Here is a 16,282-nt window from a genome sequence, read left to right on the forward strand (position 1 = left end):
TTTGCTCTGGCCAGCGGGCAGGCGTGCAGCAGCCGTCGCAGGCGCAAACCAGCCAGGCGCGACAAAGCCAGAGATGTGATTCAGATAGAAAAAAATGAATGCAGCAGAATGCAGCCGGGAACCGGCTAGCAGGGGAGATCAGCGACGGGGAAAGTCGTAGGCCAGCACGATGTCGAGGGTAAACCAGTTTTTGGGCAGGCTACCATGGTTGGCAGCCGTCCGGGTCAAGCTTGCCAACGTGTTCATGTGAAACACCTTAGTAAAAATCATTGCCGGATGGCGCGGCCAGATTACCTCTTGGCAGTTTTCATCGCAAGAAAATTGTCAACCATCCATCCAGACAGTCAATCCAGTGTGACCGTGATGCCACGCCAACACAGCACCACCCTCTCCCGGCACAGCTCTCCATATCCTTGTGTCAGCACCATCAGTACAGCTCTGCCTTTAGTCTGTCAGCCCCGGCTCCACCATGCGCAAGGCTGAGTGTTTTGCGCGACTTACCACAGCCCGGCGGTGGAAACCATCGTCTTCAAACCAACAAACAACTGGAAAATTCCCTTTCCATTGAAATACTTGCCGCATGTCAAACCATGAATATCAATTTTCTCTTATACTGCACAACATGCTAAATATTCAGCACAAACACTCCACAGAGAGTGATTAAGTCGCTACTATCGCCGCCTGCTTGAAATTGCAAGCAATAAAATATCACAACAAGCCATCGACAGATGGCATCCCAAGCTGCACAAGGAATGTCTATGACCACCCAATCCCATCCCAAAGGGCTGTATCTGCTCTTTGTCACCGAGATGTGGGAGCGCTTCAGCTACTACGGCATGCGCGCCATTTTTGTCCTGTTCATGATCAAGGCCCTGATGTTTGACAAGGCACACGCCGCTGACATCTATGGCAGCTACACCGGTCTGGTTTATCTCACGCCCCTGATTGGCGGCTACATTGCAGACCGCTACTGGGGGAATCGCCGCTCCATCCTGACCGGCGGCGTCCTGATGGCCTGCGGTCAGTTCTTGCTGTTCTGTTCCGGCAGCCTGCATGCCAGCAATGTGCCGCTGGCTTCCAGCTTGCTATACGCCGGCCTTGGCCTGCTGATTGCCGGCAATGGCCTGTTCAAGCCCAATATTTCCTCCATGGTGGGTCAGCTGTATGCACCGGACGACAAACGGGTGGATTCGGCCTTTACCATTTTCTACATGGGCATCAATGCCGGCTCGCTGATCGCCCCGCTCATTTGCGGCACCCTGGGTGATACCGGCAATCCGGATGACTTCAAATGGGGCTTCCTGGCCGCTGGCTGCGGCATGCTGTTCAGCCTGCTGGTCTTCAGCCTGTTCAAGCACAAATATCTGGTGACCCCGGAGGGCAAGCCCATCGGGCTGGCACCGCAGCGCCATCACGCCAGTGGTGAAAAGGTGGTCCATGCGCCGCTGACGCGGGTGGAAAAGGAACGCCTGGCCGTTATCCTGATTGTCTCGGCCTTTGTGATCTTCTTCTGGTCGGCCTTCGAGCAGGCCGGCGCCTCGCTGACCTTCTTTGCCGAAGAGCAGACCAACCGCAATTTGCTGGGCTTTACCGTTCCAGCCTCCTACTTCCAGTCCGTCAATCCGATTTCGGTGGTCATTTTTGCCCCGCTGTTTGCCATGCTGTGGACCTGGCTTGGCAAGCAAGGCCGCGAGCCGGCCTCGCCGGTAAAGATGGCGCTGGGCCTGTTGTTCCTGGCCATTGGCTATCTGGTCATCGCATTCGGGGTGGATGGGCTGGAACCTGGCGTCAAGGTCAGCATGCTGTGGCTGGTCAGCCTGTACGTGCTACACACCTTCGGTGAACTGTGTCTGTCGCCAATCGGCCTGTCGCTGGTGGTAAAGCTGTCACCGGCACGCTTTACCAGCCTGATGATGGGCATCTGGTTCCTGTCCAATGCCGCCGCCAACAAGCTGGCTGGCACCCTGTCCGAGCTGTACCCGGACCCGGCCAAGCCCGCCCCGCATCTGCTGGGTTACGCCATCAACAATCTGCATGACTTCTTCATGGTGTTTGTGGTGATGGCCGGTATTGGCGCACTGATCCTGTTCCTGCTGTCCAGCAAACTGAAAAAGATGATGCACGGCCTGCAATAAGCCAGCGCACCCTGCCAGACTCAAGCGCCGCCCAAGGGCGCGTTTTGCATGGGGCCTGGCGGGTGCTTAAGACTAAAACAAGGCTGGCATGGTAAGCTGTGCGGGTTTTTTTCGACTTTGCCCAGCCGCCCAAAGCGTGCTCACCGGACTTCATGAAACCGTCCTCCCACACACAATGGCAACGCCTTGCCGTTTATGTTCTGGCCGCTTTGCTGCTGATTCGTCTGCTGGCAATGTGGGCCATTCCGCTGACCGACACCACCGAAGCCCGCTATGCGGAAATTGCCCGCAAGATGCTGGAAACCGGCAACTGGGTCACCTTGTGGCACGACTATGGCATTCCATTCTGGGCCAAGCCGCCGCTGTCCACCTGGACTTCCGCCGCCAGCATGGGCCTGTTCGGTGTCAATCCGCTGGCGGCCCGACTGCCCGCCTTGCTGCTGTCCATCGCAGTGCTGTGGCTGGTGGCCGATGCCGCCCGGCAACGGCTGGGACGTGAAGCCGGGCTGGCTGCAGCACTGATTCTGGCTGGCAGCCTGCTGTTTTTCGCAGCAGCCGGCACGGTGATGACCGACCCGTCGCTGATGTTCTGCGTCACCTTGTCCCAGTTGTCGTTCTGGCATGCCATGCAGGCACGCGGCACTCGCTGGGGCTACCTGTTTTTTGCCGGGCTGGGGCTTGGCCTGCTGGCCAAGGGGCCGCTGGCCATCGTACTGGTTGGCATGCCGATTTTCTTCTGGGTATTGCTGCGCAATGGCTGGAAAGCCATGTGGCAACGCCTGCCATGGATCAGCGGCAGCCTGCTGATGCTGGCCATCGCCCTGCCCTGGTATCTGCTGGCGGAATACCGTACGCCAGGCTTCCTCAATTACTTCATCATGGGCGAGCATGTCAGCCGCTTCCTCGACCCGGGCTGGAAGGGTGACAAATACGGCTATGCCCATGCCACCCCGCGCGGCATGATCTGGCTGTACTGGCTGGGGGCGATTTTCCCCTGGTCGCTCGCCATGCTGGTCTGGCTGGGTCGTCATGGCAAAAACATGCTGAAGCGCACTGCCGACACCGATGGCTGGCGCTTGTATGTCTTGCTGTGGAGCCTGATGACGCTGCTGTTCTTCACCATTTCCGGCAATATCATCTTCCCTTATCCGCTGCCCATGCTGCCGGGTTGTGCCTTGCTGTTTGCCACCCTGTGGCAAGGCTGCCGCCAGCCGCAGCAAGGCAGCAGCCTGCCCTGGCTTGCCATGGTGTCCGGCGTATTGTTGCTGCTAGCCGTTGCACTGCAATGGACGCAGGGGCAGCGTTACTTCCGCACGCAACAGCTGGTGATTGCTGCCTGGCAACAACAGCAACCGGCAACGGGCAGCACGCTGGTTTTCTGGGACAGCCGCCGCGAGTTCTCCGCCGAGTTCTATAGCCAAGGCAAGGTCAAGACCACGCAACAGCCGCAGGTACTGCGCCAGTTGCTGGCAGAAGGTCACAGCCATTTCATTGTTACCGAGCAGCGCGACCTGCCCAGCCTGCCTGCCGATATCAAGCAGCGTTTCAAGCCGGTTGCCAGCTTTACGGTGATGAAGGACCAGATGCTGCTGCTGCGCGAACAAGCCAGCGGATCAACGCCATGAATAACAAGGAGACGCCGATGACCACTACGCCACCTAGCGCCTTCGTCCCACCGTTCCTCTTGCAACAACGGGCGGCTGCACGACCGGCCGACCCGCTGGTCAGCTGCATCTTGCCGGCCTACAACGAGAGCGAAAACATCGTCCCCATGCTGCAAACCCTGCATGGCTTGCTGACCGAAGCAGGGTTTCGCCACGAGCTGATCGTGGTGGATGACGGCAGCCGCGACAATACGGTGGAACAGGTCATGAGCCAGATCGACCATCTGCCGGTGACGCTGATCCAGCTGTCGCGCAATTTTGGCAAGGAACTGGCACTGACTGCCGGCATCGACCACGCCCACGGCGATGTGGCCGTGCTGATCGATAGCGACTTCCAGCATCCGCCGGCCATGGTGCCGGAATTCCTGCGCCAGTGGCGTGCCGGCTACGACATGGTGTACAGCGTGCGCTCCAGTCGTGACACGGAAACCCTGGGCAAACGCCTGTTCACCCGCGTGTTCTATACCCTGCTCAACAGCGGTGCACGCCACAAGATTCCGGAAAACACCCAGGACTTCCGCGTGATGGACCGCTGTGTGCTGGATGCGCTGCGCCAGATGCCGGAACGCAACCGCTTCATGAAAGGCCTGTACAACTGGGTGGGCTTTACCCAGCTGCCGGTGGAAACCCATACCGAAGAGCGCCGGGCGGGCAAAAGCAGCTTCAACTTCTTCAGCCTGCTGAACCTGGGGCTGACCGGCCTCACCGCGTTTTCCAATGTGCCCCTGCGCATGTGGACGCTGATTGGCAGCGCCATTTCGCTGGCGTCCATCCTGTATGCTTCTTGGGAGCTGCTGCACACCCTGCTGTTCGGCAACGACCAGCCCGGCTGGCCCACCCTGGCGGTGGCCGTATCTTTTCTGGGTGGGGTACAGCTGCTGTCCATCGGCATTCTCGGCGAATACATCGGCCGGATTTTCAGCGAAGTGAAGCAGCGCCCGATTTACCTGATCAGCCGCGTCAGCCGCAGTACACAGGACCAGCAATGAACCGTGAGCTGCTGTGGTTCGGCATCATCGGCGTCAGTGCCATGCTGGTGCACTTTCTGCTGGTGGCCGTGGTTCTGGTGCCAGTGGGCCTGCCGCCCTTGCTGGCCAATATCCTGGCGTTCCTGCTGGCATTCCAGGTGAGCTACTGGGGGCATCGGCACAAGACATTCGAGGCCGCCCACGTACCGCACCGTCAGGCGCTGCCACGCTTTTTCATGGTGGCCTGCCTGAGCTTTGCGCTGAATGAAGCCATGTATTTCGTACTGCTGCGCTTCACCCCGCTGGATTACCGTCTGTCCCTGCTGATCGTGCTGGCCACGGTGGCCGTGTTCACCTTTGTCTTCAGCAAGTTGTGGGCCTTTGCCGACAAGGAGCATGCTGCATGACGCCGCGCCGCCTGACCCTGTGTGCCGATGACTATGCCCAATCGCCTGCCATCAGCCAGGGCATTGTTGCGCTGCTGCAGACAGGTCGGCTGTCCGCCACCAGCGTGATGACACAGTCCCCGCACTGGCCCGCACTGGCAGCCCCTTTGCGCGAGCTGGCACAACAAGCCGACATCGGCCTGCATTTCAATCTGACTCACGATTTTGCCAACGGGCCGCAGCTGATCAAGCCCTTGTCGCACTGGCTGCTGCTCAGCCAGTTGCGCTGTTTGTCTCATACCGCCTTGCGCGACAGCCTGCTGCGACAGATCGACCTGTTCAGCCAGCAGCTGGGGCGCTTGCCGGACTTCATCGACGGCCACCAGCATGTGCATGCGCTGCCAGTGGTGCGCGACGCCCTGTTCGACGCATCGCCCTGCGCTGGACTACAAACAGCAAACCCTATCTGCGCGCGCCGGAGCGTCTGGGTCACCCGGGTGACAGCCGTCTGAAAGCGCTGGTGTTGCAACAGGCATGCCGTGGTTTTGCCTCTGCTGCCGAGCAAAAAGGCCTGCACTGCAATCAGTGGTTTGCCGGCCTGTATGCCTTACAGCCGGAAGCCGGTTTTGCCGGTCTGATGCGGCAATGGCTGAACAGCAGCCCCGATGGCGGGCTGATGATGTGTCACCCCGGCCTGCCGGCCAGCGATGCCAGCGACCCGATTGCCGCTGCGCGCGCGGTGGAATACCGCCATCTCTCCAGTCAGGCCTTTGCCGATGATTGCCAGCAGGCCGGAATAACCTTGGGAAGGTTCCAACACTAGATTTTCGGCCAGGCCAGCTCCCACGGTGCGCTGGCTTCACGTTGCAGGCAGGTGTGCAGTGCCTCGCTCACAAACTCGACCCCATGGTCTGGCGGACAGACAAAACTGAAAGCCTCGCCATCCAGCATGAAGCGCAAGGCATAGGCATGCAGATAAGCCCGGTCTGCCGGGCTGCCGCCATACAGGACATCGCCCAGAATCGGGGCGGATTGCGACTTCATCGCCACGCGCAGCTGGTGCGTCTTGCCACTGTGTGGCCGCAACAGAAACAGGCGCAAGCCCGGCTGTACCGAGAAGCTGAAGAACTGGGTAATGGCCGGATTCTGCACGGCAGGAAGCAAGCGCCATGCGCCACCCCGGCCTTTTTCCATATCGCCCTTGATCAGGCCCTGCTTCTTTTGCGGTTTGCGGTCCGACAGCGCCAGATAGTATTTCTCCACCGCATGGTCGGCAAAGGCACTGCCAAACTGGCTGGCCACCTGACTGGAACGAGCCAGCAGAATCAGGCCGGAAGTCACCCGGTCCAGGCGGTGGACCGGCCATACTGCGTCGTCTCTCAAACCCGCACGCACCGCGTCCAGCAAGCCGTCTTCCTCCCCTTCGCGGTGAAAACTCACACCGGCATGCTTGTTGATCAGATAAAAGCGCGGGTCGCTGTACAGCAGGCTAAACATGGGATGACACCTGGAGGAATGAGCAAGGCGGTGATTCTACGCGTTCAGCACGGATCGCTGGTTTTTTGCTGTGCTTCCATGCGCAATTTCTTGCGGATTTCCGCGTCACGGAAACGTTTTTTCTGTTCATCCGTTTCCAGGCTCAAGGGCGGCACGGCCACTGCCTTGCCGTTTTCAAACGCCACCATGGTGAAATAGCAGCTATTGGTATGGCGCACCGAGCGCTGCTGGATGTCTTCTGCCACCACCTTGATGCCGATTTCCATCGAAGTGCGCCCCACATGGTTCACGCTGGCCATGAAGGTCACCAGCTCGCCCACATGGATAGGCTGCTTGAACAACACCTGATCCACCGACAAGGTCACCACATAGCAGCCGGCATAGCGGCTGGCACAGGCATAGGCCACCTGGTCCAACAGTTTCAGCAGCACGCCGCCATGGACATTGCCGGAGAAGTTGGCCATATCCGGCATCATCAATACCGACATTACCAGTTCACGCTGGTTTTCCTGATTTACCTGTTGTTGCATGCTGTGGATTTCCTGAAATTCATCATGGCCGCAAGGCGCGGCGGCCTGCTGCGGCAAGAATGCGCATCCGGCCGATAAGGCCAGAGAACGCGAACAGGCCTCATTCTGCCGCAGTCCTCGCAGGCTGTCGCGGGCGATCCGGCCACAGCGCTTGCCGCAGCACCTGCCCACAGTGCGTTTCTGCCAGCCACCGCAGGTGCAATTGCAAGAATAGCTGTTTGCATTCAATGCATTAAGGCAAGCACTGCACTAGAATGAAGTGAATCCGGATCATGCGCACCATGAGTCTATCCTCCATCAATGCCAGCTCAGGCTATGGCATCAGCACACTGTCGCAACACGGGCCCAATTGCACCTGTGCGGCTTGCACTGCTGCGCGCATGGCGTCGATTGCCACGCCAGTGCCGGGCGTAAGCACCCCTTCCCCTTCTGCCATTTACCAGGGCAGTACCCTCACTCCGGACCAACAAAAGCAACTGGATGAACTGCGCGCGCGTGATAGCGATGTCCGCCAGCACGAGCAGGCGCATATGGCAGCGGGTGGCGCACTGGTCAGCGGTGGTGCCAATTACAGCTATCAGGAAGGGCCGGACGGCAAGCAATATGCCATCGGCGGGGAAGTCAGCATCCGGCTGGCCAGCGGTCAAAGCCCGCAGGAAACCCTGGCCAATGCCAGACAGGTAGCCGCTGCTGCCCTGGCACCGGTAGACCCATCCGGGCAGGACCGCGCCGTTGCAGCCGAAGCTGAGCAGATGGCGCGCGAAGCACAAAGCCAGATCGACAAGCAGCAACAGCAGCAACTGCAGGCTGCACAGAACAACCCTGCCATCGCCACCACCAAGGCCATTTTTGCTGCCTTGAGCGGCAAGCCGGACAGCAGCAAGGGCAGCAGCATCGATACCTTTGCCTGATTCGCCCCATCCCCGCGCGACAAAAAAAATGGGCTGACCGGATAGGGTCAGCCCGAACAACGCTCGTTTTGGGAGGACAACAAGAGGAGAGACACCACACACCACTCCCGATGGCATGGGCTTACTACAGAGAAATCTTCAATCCGGCCCGCATCACACAAACCAGGCAATCAGTGGGGCGGCAAACACCGTGGCAATGCCACCCAGCATCATGGTCAGGCTGGCCACCACACCTTCTTCGGCACCCAGCTCGTTGGCCTTGGCAGTACCGGCACCATGTGCGGCAGCACCCAGCAAAGCCCCCTTGGCCAGTCGTGAACGCAAGGGCAACAGCATCAGCATCAGTTCACCCAGCAACATGCCGGCCACACCGGTAATCACCACAAACACTGCGGTCAGGTCCGGCGGAGCACCAATACTCGATGCCGTGGCCATGGCAAACGGTGTACTGATGGACCGTGGCGCCAGGCTTTTCTGCAACAGCTCGGACAAACCGAAAGCGCGCGCCAGCCATACCGAACTCATCACGGCCACCGGCATGGCAACCAGCACCCCGCAGCTCAGCGACAGCGCATGCTTGCGTATCACCTGGCGCTGCTCGTAAATCGGAATGGCAAATGCCACCGTTGCCGGGCCAAGCAACCAGCTCAGCCAGTGCGTATCCTGAAAGTAGGTGTGGTAAGGAATATGCCCCACCACTACCGCACCAATCACCAGCAAGGGAACCGCCAACAACGGTGCGGTCCACCAGTTACCCGTGCGGCGATACAGCTTCTTTGCCAGCCAGTACAACACCAGCGTCAACACCAGACAGCCAAATGCCAGCAGGTTTTCCATCTCACAACACTCCATGCTGTCGTTTGCGACGTTTCAGCATGATTTCGAATTTGTAGCCTGCATCCACCACCAGCGAAGTCACGGTCATCACCAGTACGGTAGACAACAGGATCACCAGCACAATGCGCAGGCCGATGCTGCCCATCAGTTGCGGGTACTGCACCACGGCAACGGTAGCCGGAATGAAAAACAGCAACATTTCGGCCAACAGCCAGCGGGCCCCGCTCTTGCACCAGGCCAGTGGCAACCAGCCCAGGGCCAGTGCAGCCAGCACCAGGAACATGCCCAGCACACCAGCCGGAATCTCCGGCACATAGGCATGGCTCAGGCGACTGGCCAGCAGCCACACCAGGCAGAGCATCAGCACTTGCAATACAGTGGCCAGGCTTTGCTTTACGGCAGGGTCGGACAGGCGTTTCATGGTGCGCTCGCTCCATCAGCAGCAACGAGTACCGAGTATAGTCGCGCCCATTTCATTCAAAAAATGAATTAAAATTATCTGACTCATTCTTAAATGGAATTGATCATGGACATTCGTGCCTTGCGTTACTTTGTGGAAGTGGTGAAACGTCACAGCTTTACCAAGGCTGCCGATGCACTGTTTGTCACCCAGCCCACCATCAGCAAAATGGTGAAGCAGCTGGAAGAAGAACTGGGCACGCCGCTGATCATCCGGGAAGGCCGCAGCTTCCGGCTGAGTGATGCCGGCAAGGTGGCGTTCGAGCGCGGCATGGATGTGCTGTCCGCCATGAACCAGCTGAAGAACGAACTGAATGACCTGGCCGGCCTCACCCGCGGTGAGCTGGTGGTTGGTCTGCCGCCCATGGTAGGGGTGGCGTTTTTCGCCCCGGTAGTGGGTGCCTTTCGCGAACGCTACCCTGGCATCGAGCTGAAGATGGTGGAAGACGGTGCACTGGCCATTGAAAACAGCGTGCGCAGTGGTGAGCTGGAAATCGGCGTTGCCGTACTGCCGGTGGACAACAGTTTCTTTCAGCAATTTGCCGTGGTGCGCGACCCGCTGTGCCTGATTGCACCGGCCGGTTCGCCATGGCATGGACGTTCGTCCATCACCCTGCCGGAAATTGCCGATCAGAACTTTGTGCTGTACCCGGAAGACTTCACCCTGTCCAGCCGCATCAGCCACGCCTTCCGTGAAATGGGCAAGCCGCTGAACATTGTCGGGCGCAGCGCACACTGGGATTTCATTGTCGAACTGGTGAATGCACGACTGGGCGTCACCCTGCTACCCCGTTCGGTGGTGGAGCGGCTGGACCGGAAGGAATACGACGTGATTCCGGTTTCCAACCCCTGGCTGATCTGGCATCTGGCCTTGATCTGGCAGCAAGGCGGCTATCTGTCCCATGCGGCCCGCGCCTGGATCGCCGTCACGCAGGATGTACTGGGAGGATTGCAATGAAACGCCATGGACTGGCAGGACTGCTCACCCTGTTGCTTTGCCTGTGGCTGACAGGCTGCGGCACCTTTGGACTGAAAAAGCCGCAAGTCAGCCTGGTGGATATCCGCCCGGCGGCATCTACCCTGCTGGAGCAGAATTTCGACCTTACCCTGCGTTTGCAGAACCCCAACAGCGTGCCATTGCGTGCCGGCGGGCTCAGTTTTGACCTGAGCGTAGCCGGTCAGCACATGGCCAGCGGGGTAAGCAATCAGGCCATCAATGTGGCCGCGCTGGGCGAAAGCGAAATCAAGGTCAGGGTGCATACCTCGCTGGGCAGCTGGCTGAAGCAGCTGGGCAAGGCATTGCAGGGCGATGGCAAACTGGAATACCAGCTGCAAGGCCGGCTGGAGGACTTGCAAGGCATCGCCAGCCTGCCGTTCAGCAGTAACGGGGAATGGAAGCTGCCATAGGCAAATTACTGCCGGGGAGCGGCAACGCAGTCGTTGCCGTCAAAGCTGACAGATTCGATCAGCTGGGTCTGGGCATTCACCACGAAATTGGTGGTACAGCTGTAGTGCATGACGCCGCCACCGATGCTGCCATCGTAAACCCAGCGCCCCGGCGTTTCGATCACCCGGCTCTGGCCGTTTTCCGTCACGGTGAAGCGACTTCCCGGCTCGAAGCGGCGGTTGTCAAAATACGGCTGCTGCTGAGTATAGGACTTGCTGTAGGTATACAGCGTGTTGCCATTGGGCATGGTCATGCTCTTGCTGGGCGCACCCCATTGCGCCAACAAGGTATTGGCATCCTTGCCCTGCCAGTAATACACCTTCTGTGCATACCCCTCGCGGGTGGGGAAACTGCTGCAGGCGCTGGTGGCAAGCACCAGCAGACAAAGCCAGTAGCGCATGGTTTTTCCTCTTCAGATTCAGCTGTGGTCAGTGTTTTCGGACCAACCGGCGACCTTGCAGTTCTACCATAAACAGCCGCCGCCGGGCAGTCATGCGACCATCGCTGACCGACCATAAAAAAACGCCACCCGGAGGTGGCGTTTTTACTGCAGCAAGTGAAACCTGCGATCAGATCATGCCCTTGGACTTCAGCAGTTCGAACATGGTCTTGCCGATTTCGGCCGGGCTGCGGGTGTAGGCGATGCCAGCCTTTTCGAAGGCCTTGAACTTCTCTTCGGCAGTACCCTTGCCGCCAGAGATGATGGCACCGGCGTGGCCCATGCGCTTGCCCTTGGGAGCAGTCACACCGGCGATGTAGCCGACTACCGGCTTGGTCACGTAGGCCTTGGCAAATTCAGCAGCTTCTTCTTCTGCGGTACCACCGATTTCACCGATCATCACGATGGCGTCGGTATCCGGATCGTCCTGGAACAGCTTCAGGGCGTCGATGTGGCTGGTACCTGGGATCGGGTCGCCGCCGATACCGATGCAGGTGGACTGACCCAGACCCAGGGCGGTGGTTTGTGCCACGGCTTCGTAGGTCAGGGTACCGGAACGGGACACGATACCGATGCGGCCCGGATTGTGGATGTGCCACGGCATGATGCCGATCTTGCACTCACCCGGGGTGATGATACCCGGGCAGTTCGGGCCGATCAGGCGGATGCCGGCTTCGTCCACGGCTTTTTTCACGTACAGCATGTCCAGGGTGGGCACGCCTTCGGTGATGCAGACAATCAGCTTCACGCCGCTGTCGATGGCTTCCAGGATGGAATCCTTGGCAAAAGCTGCCGGTACGTAGATGACCGAGGCATCAGCCTGGGTTTGACGCACGGCGTCCTTCATGGTGTTGAACACCGGCAGGCCCAGATGCTCGGAACCGCCCTTGCCCGGGGTAACGCCACCCACAACCTTGGTGCCAACCTTCAGCGCCTGTTCGGCGTGGAAGGTACCATTCTTGCCGGTGAAACCTTGCACCAGCACTTTGGTGTCTTTGTTTACCAATACGCTCATTTTGAAATCCTTATGCGGTGCAGGTGATTAAAGCGCAGCAACGGCAGCGACGATCTTCTCGGCTGCGTCGTTCAGGCCCTGGGCGGAAACCAGCTTCAGGCCGGATTCGTCCAGAATCTTGGCGCCCAGCTCGGCGTTGTTGCCTTCCAGGCGCACAACAACCGGCACGGTCACGTTCACTTCCTTCACCGCGGCGATGATGGCTTCGGCAATCATGTCGCAACGTACAATGCCGCCGAAGATGTTGATCAGCACACCCTTGACCGAATCATCGGCCAGGATCAGCTTGAAGGCTTCGATCACGCGGTCCTTGGTGGCACCACCACCCACGTCCAGGAAGTTGGCCGGCTGGCCACCCTTCAGCTTGATGATGTCCATGGTGGCCATGGCCAGGCCGGCACCGTTCACCATGCAGCCGATATTGCCTTCCAGGGCCACGTAGTTCAGGTCGAATTCGGAAGCTTTCACTTCGCGTTCGTTTTCCTGCGACTTGTCGCGCTGAGCCAGCAGGGCCGGGTGACGGTACAGGGCGTTGGAGTCCAGGTTGATCTTGCCATCAACGCAGGCCAGTTCGCCGTTTTCACGCAGTGCCAGCGGGTTTACTTCGAACAGGGCGAAGTCGTTTTCCACGAAAGCCTGGTAAGCGCCCAGCATCAGCTTGCTGAAGGCAGCGATTTGCGAACCGGACAGACCCAGGGCAAACGCGGCATCACGCGCCTGGAACGGCTGCATGCCGACCAGCGGGTTGATTTCGATCTTGATGATCTTTTCCGGGGTTTCTTCGGCTACTTTTTCGATTTCCACGCCGCCTTCGGTGGACACCATGAACACAACGCGCTGGCTGCCACGGTCCACTACGGCGCCCAGGTACAGCTCGCGCTGTACCGGGTACATGTCTTCGCATACCAATACGCTGTTGACCGGCTGGCCGGCTGCGTCGGTCTGATAGGTCACCAGGTTGGTGCCGATCAGGCTCTTGGCGACTTCAGCGGCTTCTTCGCGGGTCTTGACCACTTTGACACCACCGGCCTTGCCACGGCCACCGGCATGCACCTGGGCCTTGACGACGGCAAACTTGCCGCCCAGTTGGTCATAAGCGGCAGCGGCTTCTTCCGGCGTGGTGGCCAGAATGCCCTTTTGTACCGGCAAGCCGTATTTGGCCAGCAGCTCTTTCGCTTGGTATTCGTGCAGGTTCATCTATGGTTTCCTTTCGGTGGAAATGATGGCGGGCCCTGTCTGGCCAACGTCTCTATTCCTTGGTCGCTTCCTCAACCCTAATGTATCGGGGCGGAACTGTTCTCGCGGCAGCCCCTGCTCCCATACCCTCTTTGCAAATCTGCCCGACAGTTACCGGGCAGATTCATGGGGCCGTGTCATTGTACACGGCCCCGCAGCACTTAGCCGTGCAATGCGCGCTTGTCAGCAGCCAGTGCAGCTTCGTGTACCACTTCCGACAGGCTGGGGTGTGCGTGGACAATGCGGGCCAGGTCTTCGCTGGCGGCCTTGAATTCCATCGACACCACGCCTTCGGTCACCAGCTCGGACACCATCGGGCCGATCATGTGCAGGCCCAGGATGCGGTCGGTCTTGGCATCGGCCAGGATCTTCACCGTGCCTTGTGCCTGACCCAGACCCAGTGCACGACCGTTGGCAGCGAAACCGGAAGTACCCTTCTTGTATTCGATGCCTTCAGCCTTGAGCTGCTCTTCGGTCTTGCCTACCCAGGCGATTTCCGGCGAGGTGTAAATCACCCACGGAATCACACCGAAATCGACATGCGGCTTCTGGCCGGCAATGCGTTCTGCCACGGCAACGCCTTCTTCGGAAGCCTTGTGCGCCAGCATCGGGCCGCGCACCACGTCGCCAATGGCCCAGATGCCCGGCAGATTGGTGTGGCAGTGGTCGTCCACGGCAACAAAGCCACGCTCGTCCAGTTGCAGGCCAACGGCCTCGGCACCCAGACCGGCGGTGTTCGGCACGCGGCCGATGGAGACGATCAGCTTGTCAAATTCGGCAGCCACGGCTTCGCCGTTCAGCTCGTAGTTGACAGTAACGTGCTTCTTGGTGGCCTTGATTTCGCCAATCTTCACGCCCAGCTTGATGTCCAGACCGGTATCCTTGGTCAGGGTCTTGAAGGCTTCCTTGGCGATTTGCTGGTCGGCAGCGGCCAGGAAGGTCGGTGCGGCTTCCAGAATGGTCACTTCCGCGCCCAGACGCTTCCACACGCTACCCATTTCCAGACCGATCACACCGGCACCGATCACGCCCAGGCGTTTCGGTACGGCGGTCAGCGCCAGAGCACCTTCGTTGTCCAGCACCATATGGTTGTCGGTGGCCAGACCCGGCAGCTGACGTGGGCTGGAACCGGTGGCGATGATGACGTTGCTGGCTTCCAGCGTATCAACCACTGCGCCGTTGTCGGTGACTTCGATCAGCCACTTGTCGCCCTGACGGCCCTTGAGAGCGGCCAGACCGTGGATGTTGGCAACCTTGTTCTTCTTGAACAGGAAGCTGATACCAGCGGCGTTCTTGCTGATGATGCCGGTCTTGCGTTCCAGCATGGCGGCCACGTCCATCTTGGCACCGGACACGGTGATGCCGTGCTTGGCAAAATCGTGTTGTACCGCGTGGAAGTTTTCCGAGGACTGCAGCAGCGCCTTGGACGGGATGCAACCCACGTTCAGGCAGGTACCACCTAGCGAAGGCTTGCCTTCCGGGTTTTTGAATGCATCGACGCAAGCGGTATTGAAACCCAGCTGGGCAGCACGAATGGCAGCCACATAACCGCCAGGGCCGCCACCGATTACAACTACATCAAACTGTTGGCTCATTGATTTTCCTTGATCAGGATTTACCGACCTTGAACAGCAAGATCCCGAAAGCAATCATGAACACGGCAATGATGAGCTTTCCCACCAGGGTGTAACGGTCTTCGCGAATGCCGCGTTGCTGCTTCTTCCAGGTCAGTACCGCAATGGCGACCCCAGCCAGGATGGAAGCTACCGCATACAGCCAGTCAGGCAAAATCATCACTTCTCCGTTCACATTATTCAAAGTGGCCGCAAGACAACTTGCGGCCAACAGACATTACAGACCCGGTATTACAGGTCCAGGATCAGGCGGGCCGGATCTTCAATGGCGTCCTTGATGGCCACCAGGCTCAGTACCGCTTCGCGACCATCAATGATGCGGTGGTCGTACGACTGGGCAAGGTACATCATCGGGCGCACGACAACTTGACCATTCTCAACCACTGCGCGCTCCTTGGTGGCGTGCATGCCCAGAATGGCGGATTGCGGCGGGTTGATGATGGGGGTGGACATCATGGAACCGAAAGTACCGCCGTTGGAGATGGTGTAAGTACCACCGGTCAGTTCTTCCACGGTCAGCTTGCCTTCCTGGGCGCGCTTGCCGAAGTCGGCGATCTGTTTTTCGATTTCGGCCAGGCTCAGCTGGTCGGCATTGCGGATGACCGGAACCACCAGGCCACGCGGGCTGCCAACAGCCACGCCGATGTCGAAGTAACCGTGATAGATGATGTTGTTGCCATCAACGGAAGCATTGACGATGGGGTATTTCTTCAGCGCGGCAACCACGGCCTTGACGAAGAAGCCCATGAAGCCCAGCTTCACGCCGTGTTCTTTTTCGAAGCGGTCCTTGTAACGGGCACGCAGGTCCATCACCGGCTTCATGTTCACTTCGTTGAAGGTGGTGAGGATGGCATTGGTCTGCTGGCTCATCACCAGACGCTCGGCCACGCGCTGACGCAGGCGGGACATCGGCACGCTCTGTTCCGGACGGTCGCCCAGTACGGCAGCCACGTTCACGGCAGCCGGGGTAGCGGACAAGGCAACACCGGCGGAAGCCAGTACCGGACCGGCTTGCGACGGAGCAGCGGCAGCAGCCTGTACGTCTTCTTTCAGGACACGACCATCACGGCCGGTGCCGGTCACGTTGGCCAGGTTCACGCCGGTTTCGGCAGCCAGCTTGGCAG

General features: G+C 59.3%; 19 protein-coding genes. 9 read left to right on the plus strand and 10 right to left on the minus strand.

What is annotated here, in order from left to right; genetic code table 11:
• Positions 1–758 precede the first annotated feature (758 nt).
• The 6 genes from AWT75_RS00935 to AWT75_RS22490 all read left to right on the plus strand — a co-directional run bounded on the left by AWT75_RS00935 (position 759) and on the right by AWT75_RS22490 (position 5,976).
• Positions 759–2,135, plus strand: a complete 1,377-nt coding sequence (locus tag AWT75_RS00935; protein ID WP_167552785.1) for a peptide MFS transporter — start codon at positions 759–761, stop codon at positions 2,133–2,135.
• A 152-nt stretch (positions 2,136–2,287) separates the two neighbouring features.
• Positions 2,288–3,760 (plus strand): ArnT family glycosyltransferase, encoded by a 1,473-nt coding sequence (locus AWT75_RS00940; protein ID WP_062786299.1) that lies wholly within the window; start codon positions 2,288–2,290, stop codon positions 3,758–3,760.
• A complete protein-coding gene (locus AWT75_RS00945) occupies positions 3,757–4,788 on the plus strand; it encodes a glycosyltransferase family 2 protein (RefSeq protein WP_231588808.1) in 1,032 nt (343 codons plus the stop codon). Before AWT75_RS00940 ends, AWT75_RS00945 begins: the two co-directional genes overlap by 4 nt.
• Entirely contained in the window at positions 4,785–5,174 is a 390-nt protein-coding gene (locus AWT75_RS00950) for a GtrA family protein (RefSeq protein ID WP_062786220.1), read from the plus strand. The genes AWT75_RS00945 and AWT75_RS00950 overlap by 4 nt, the downstream gene beginning before the upstream one ends.
• Positions 5,171–5,665 (plus strand): ChbG/HpnK family deacetylase, encoded by a 495-nt coding sequence (locus tag AWT75_RS22485; RefSeq protein ID WP_239689410.1) that lies wholly within the window; start codon positions 5,171–5,173, stop codon positions 5,663–5,665. The genes AWT75_RS00950 and AWT75_RS22485 overlap by 4 nt, the downstream gene beginning before the upstream one ends.
• Positions 5,620–5,976, plus strand: coding sequence for a ChbG/HpnK family deacetylase (locus tag AWT75_RS22490; protein ID WP_420835412.1), 357 nt, complete (start codon positions 5,620–5,622; stop codon positions 5,974–5,976). The genes AWT75_RS22485 and AWT75_RS22490 overlap by 46 nt, the downstream gene beginning before the upstream one ends.
• Here AWT75_RS22490 and AWT75_RS00960 read toward each other — a convergent pair.
• Both AWT75_RS00960 and AWT75_RS00965 read right to left on the minus strand, forming a co-directional pair.
• Positions 5,973–6,650 (minus strand): TIGR01621 family pseudouridine synthase, encoded by a 678-nt coding sequence (locus tag AWT75_RS00960; RefSeq protein ID WP_062786223.1) that lies wholly within the window; start codon positions 6,648–6,650, stop codon positions 5,973–5,975. The genes AWT75_RS22490 and AWT75_RS00960 overlap by 4 nt on opposite strands.
• 44 nt (positions 6,651–6,694) lie before the next feature.
• Positions 6,695–7,180, minus strand: a complete 486-nt coding sequence (locus AWT75_RS00965; RefSeq protein WP_045845740.1) for an acyl-CoA thioesterase — start codon at positions 7,178–7,180, stop codon at positions 6,695–6,697.
• 281 nt (positions 7,181–7,461) lie between these two features.
• On the opposite strand from AWT75_RS00965, the gene AWT75_RS00970 reads away from it, so the two are divergent.
• Entirely contained in the window at positions 7,462–8,091 is a 630-nt protein-coding gene (locus tag AWT75_RS00970) for a putative metalloprotease CJM1_0395 family protein (RefSeq protein WP_197077117.1), read from the plus strand.
• 153 nt (positions 8,092–8,244) lie between these two features.
• Here the strand turns inward: AWT75_RS00970 and AWT75_RS00975 are convergent, their stop codons facing one another.
• Both AWT75_RS00975 and AWT75_RS00980 read right to left on the minus strand, forming a co-directional pair.
• Positions 8,245–8,928 (minus strand): LrgB family protein, encoded by a 684-nt coding sequence (locus tag AWT75_RS00975; protein ID WP_233160536.1) that lies wholly within the window; start codon positions 8,926–8,928, stop codon positions 8,245–8,247.
• 1 nt (position 8,929) lies between these two features.
• On the minus strand, positions 8,930–9,349 hold the full coding sequence (locus tag AWT75_RS00980) for a CidA/LrgA family protein (protein ID WP_045845620.1): 420 nt from the start codon (positions 9,347–9,349) through the stop codon (positions 8,930–8,932).
• Between the two features lie 105 nt (positions 9,350–9,454).
• On the opposite strand from AWT75_RS00980, the gene AWT75_RS00985 reads away from it, so the two are divergent.
• Positions 9,455–10,345, plus strand: a complete 891-nt coding sequence (locus AWT75_RS00985; RefSeq protein ID WP_045845738.1) for a LysR family transcriptional regulator — start codon at positions 9,455–9,457, stop codon at positions 10,343–10,345.
• Positions 10,342–10,794, plus strand: coding sequence for an LEA/WHy family protein (locus AWT75_RS00990; protein WP_062786233.1), 453 nt, complete (start codon positions 10,342–10,344; stop codon positions 10,792–10,794). Before AWT75_RS00985 ends, AWT75_RS00990 begins: the two co-directional genes overlap by 4 nt.
• Before the next feature lie 5 nt (positions 10,795–10,799).
• On the opposite strand, the gene AWT75_RS00995 is transcribed toward AWT75_RS00990, so the two are convergent.
• The 6 genes from AWT75_RS00995 to odhB form a co-directional block, all read right to left on the minus strand.
• Positions 10,800–11,234 carry a hypothetical protein gene (locus AWT75_RS00995; RefSeq protein ID WP_045845618.1) on the minus strand — a complete coding sequence of 145 codons (435 nt, stop codon included), beginning with the start codon at positions 11,232–11,234 and terminating at the stop codon, positions 10,800–10,802.
• 169 nt (positions 11,235–11,403) lie between these two features.
• Entirely contained in the window at positions 11,404–12,288 is an 885-nt protein-coding gene (gene sucD, locus AWT75_RS01000; RefSeq protein WP_045845617.1) for a succinate--CoA ligase subunit alpha, read from the minus strand.
• 27 nt (positions 12,289–12,315) lie between these two features.
• On the minus strand, positions 12,316–13,485 hold the full coding sequence (sucC, locus tag AWT75_RS01005) for an ADP-forming succinate--CoA ligase subunit beta (RefSeq protein ID WP_045845616.1): 1,170 nt from the start codon (positions 13,483–13,485) through the stop codon (positions 12,316–12,318).
• Between the two features lie 200 nt (positions 13,486–13,685).
• Entirely contained in the window at positions 13,686–15,119 is a 1,434-nt protein-coding gene (gene lpdA, locus AWT75_RS01010) for a dihydrolipoyl dehydrogenase (RefSeq protein ID WP_062786236.1), read from the minus strand.
• Positions 15,120–15,132: 13 nt separating this feature from the next.
• Positions 15,133–15,318: a hypothetical protein gene (locus AWT75_RS01015; protein WP_045845614.1), complete on the minus strand. Its 186-nt coding sequence runs from the start codon at positions 15,316–15,318 to the stop codon at positions 15,133–15,135.
• A 71-nt stretch (positions 15,319–15,389) separates the two neighbouring features.
• The coding region (gene odhB / locus AWT75_RS01020; protein WP_062786240.1) for a 2-oxoglutarate dehydrogenase complex dihydrolipoyllysine-residue succinyltransferase at positions 15,390–16,282 on the minus strand (893 nt) is incomplete at its 5' end.

Source organism: Aquitalea pelogenes, assembly GCF_001515305.1.
GTDB classification, from domain to species: Bacteria; Pseudomonadota; Gammaproteobacteria; order Burkholderiales; family Chromobacteriaceae; genus Aquitalea; species Aquitalea pelogenes.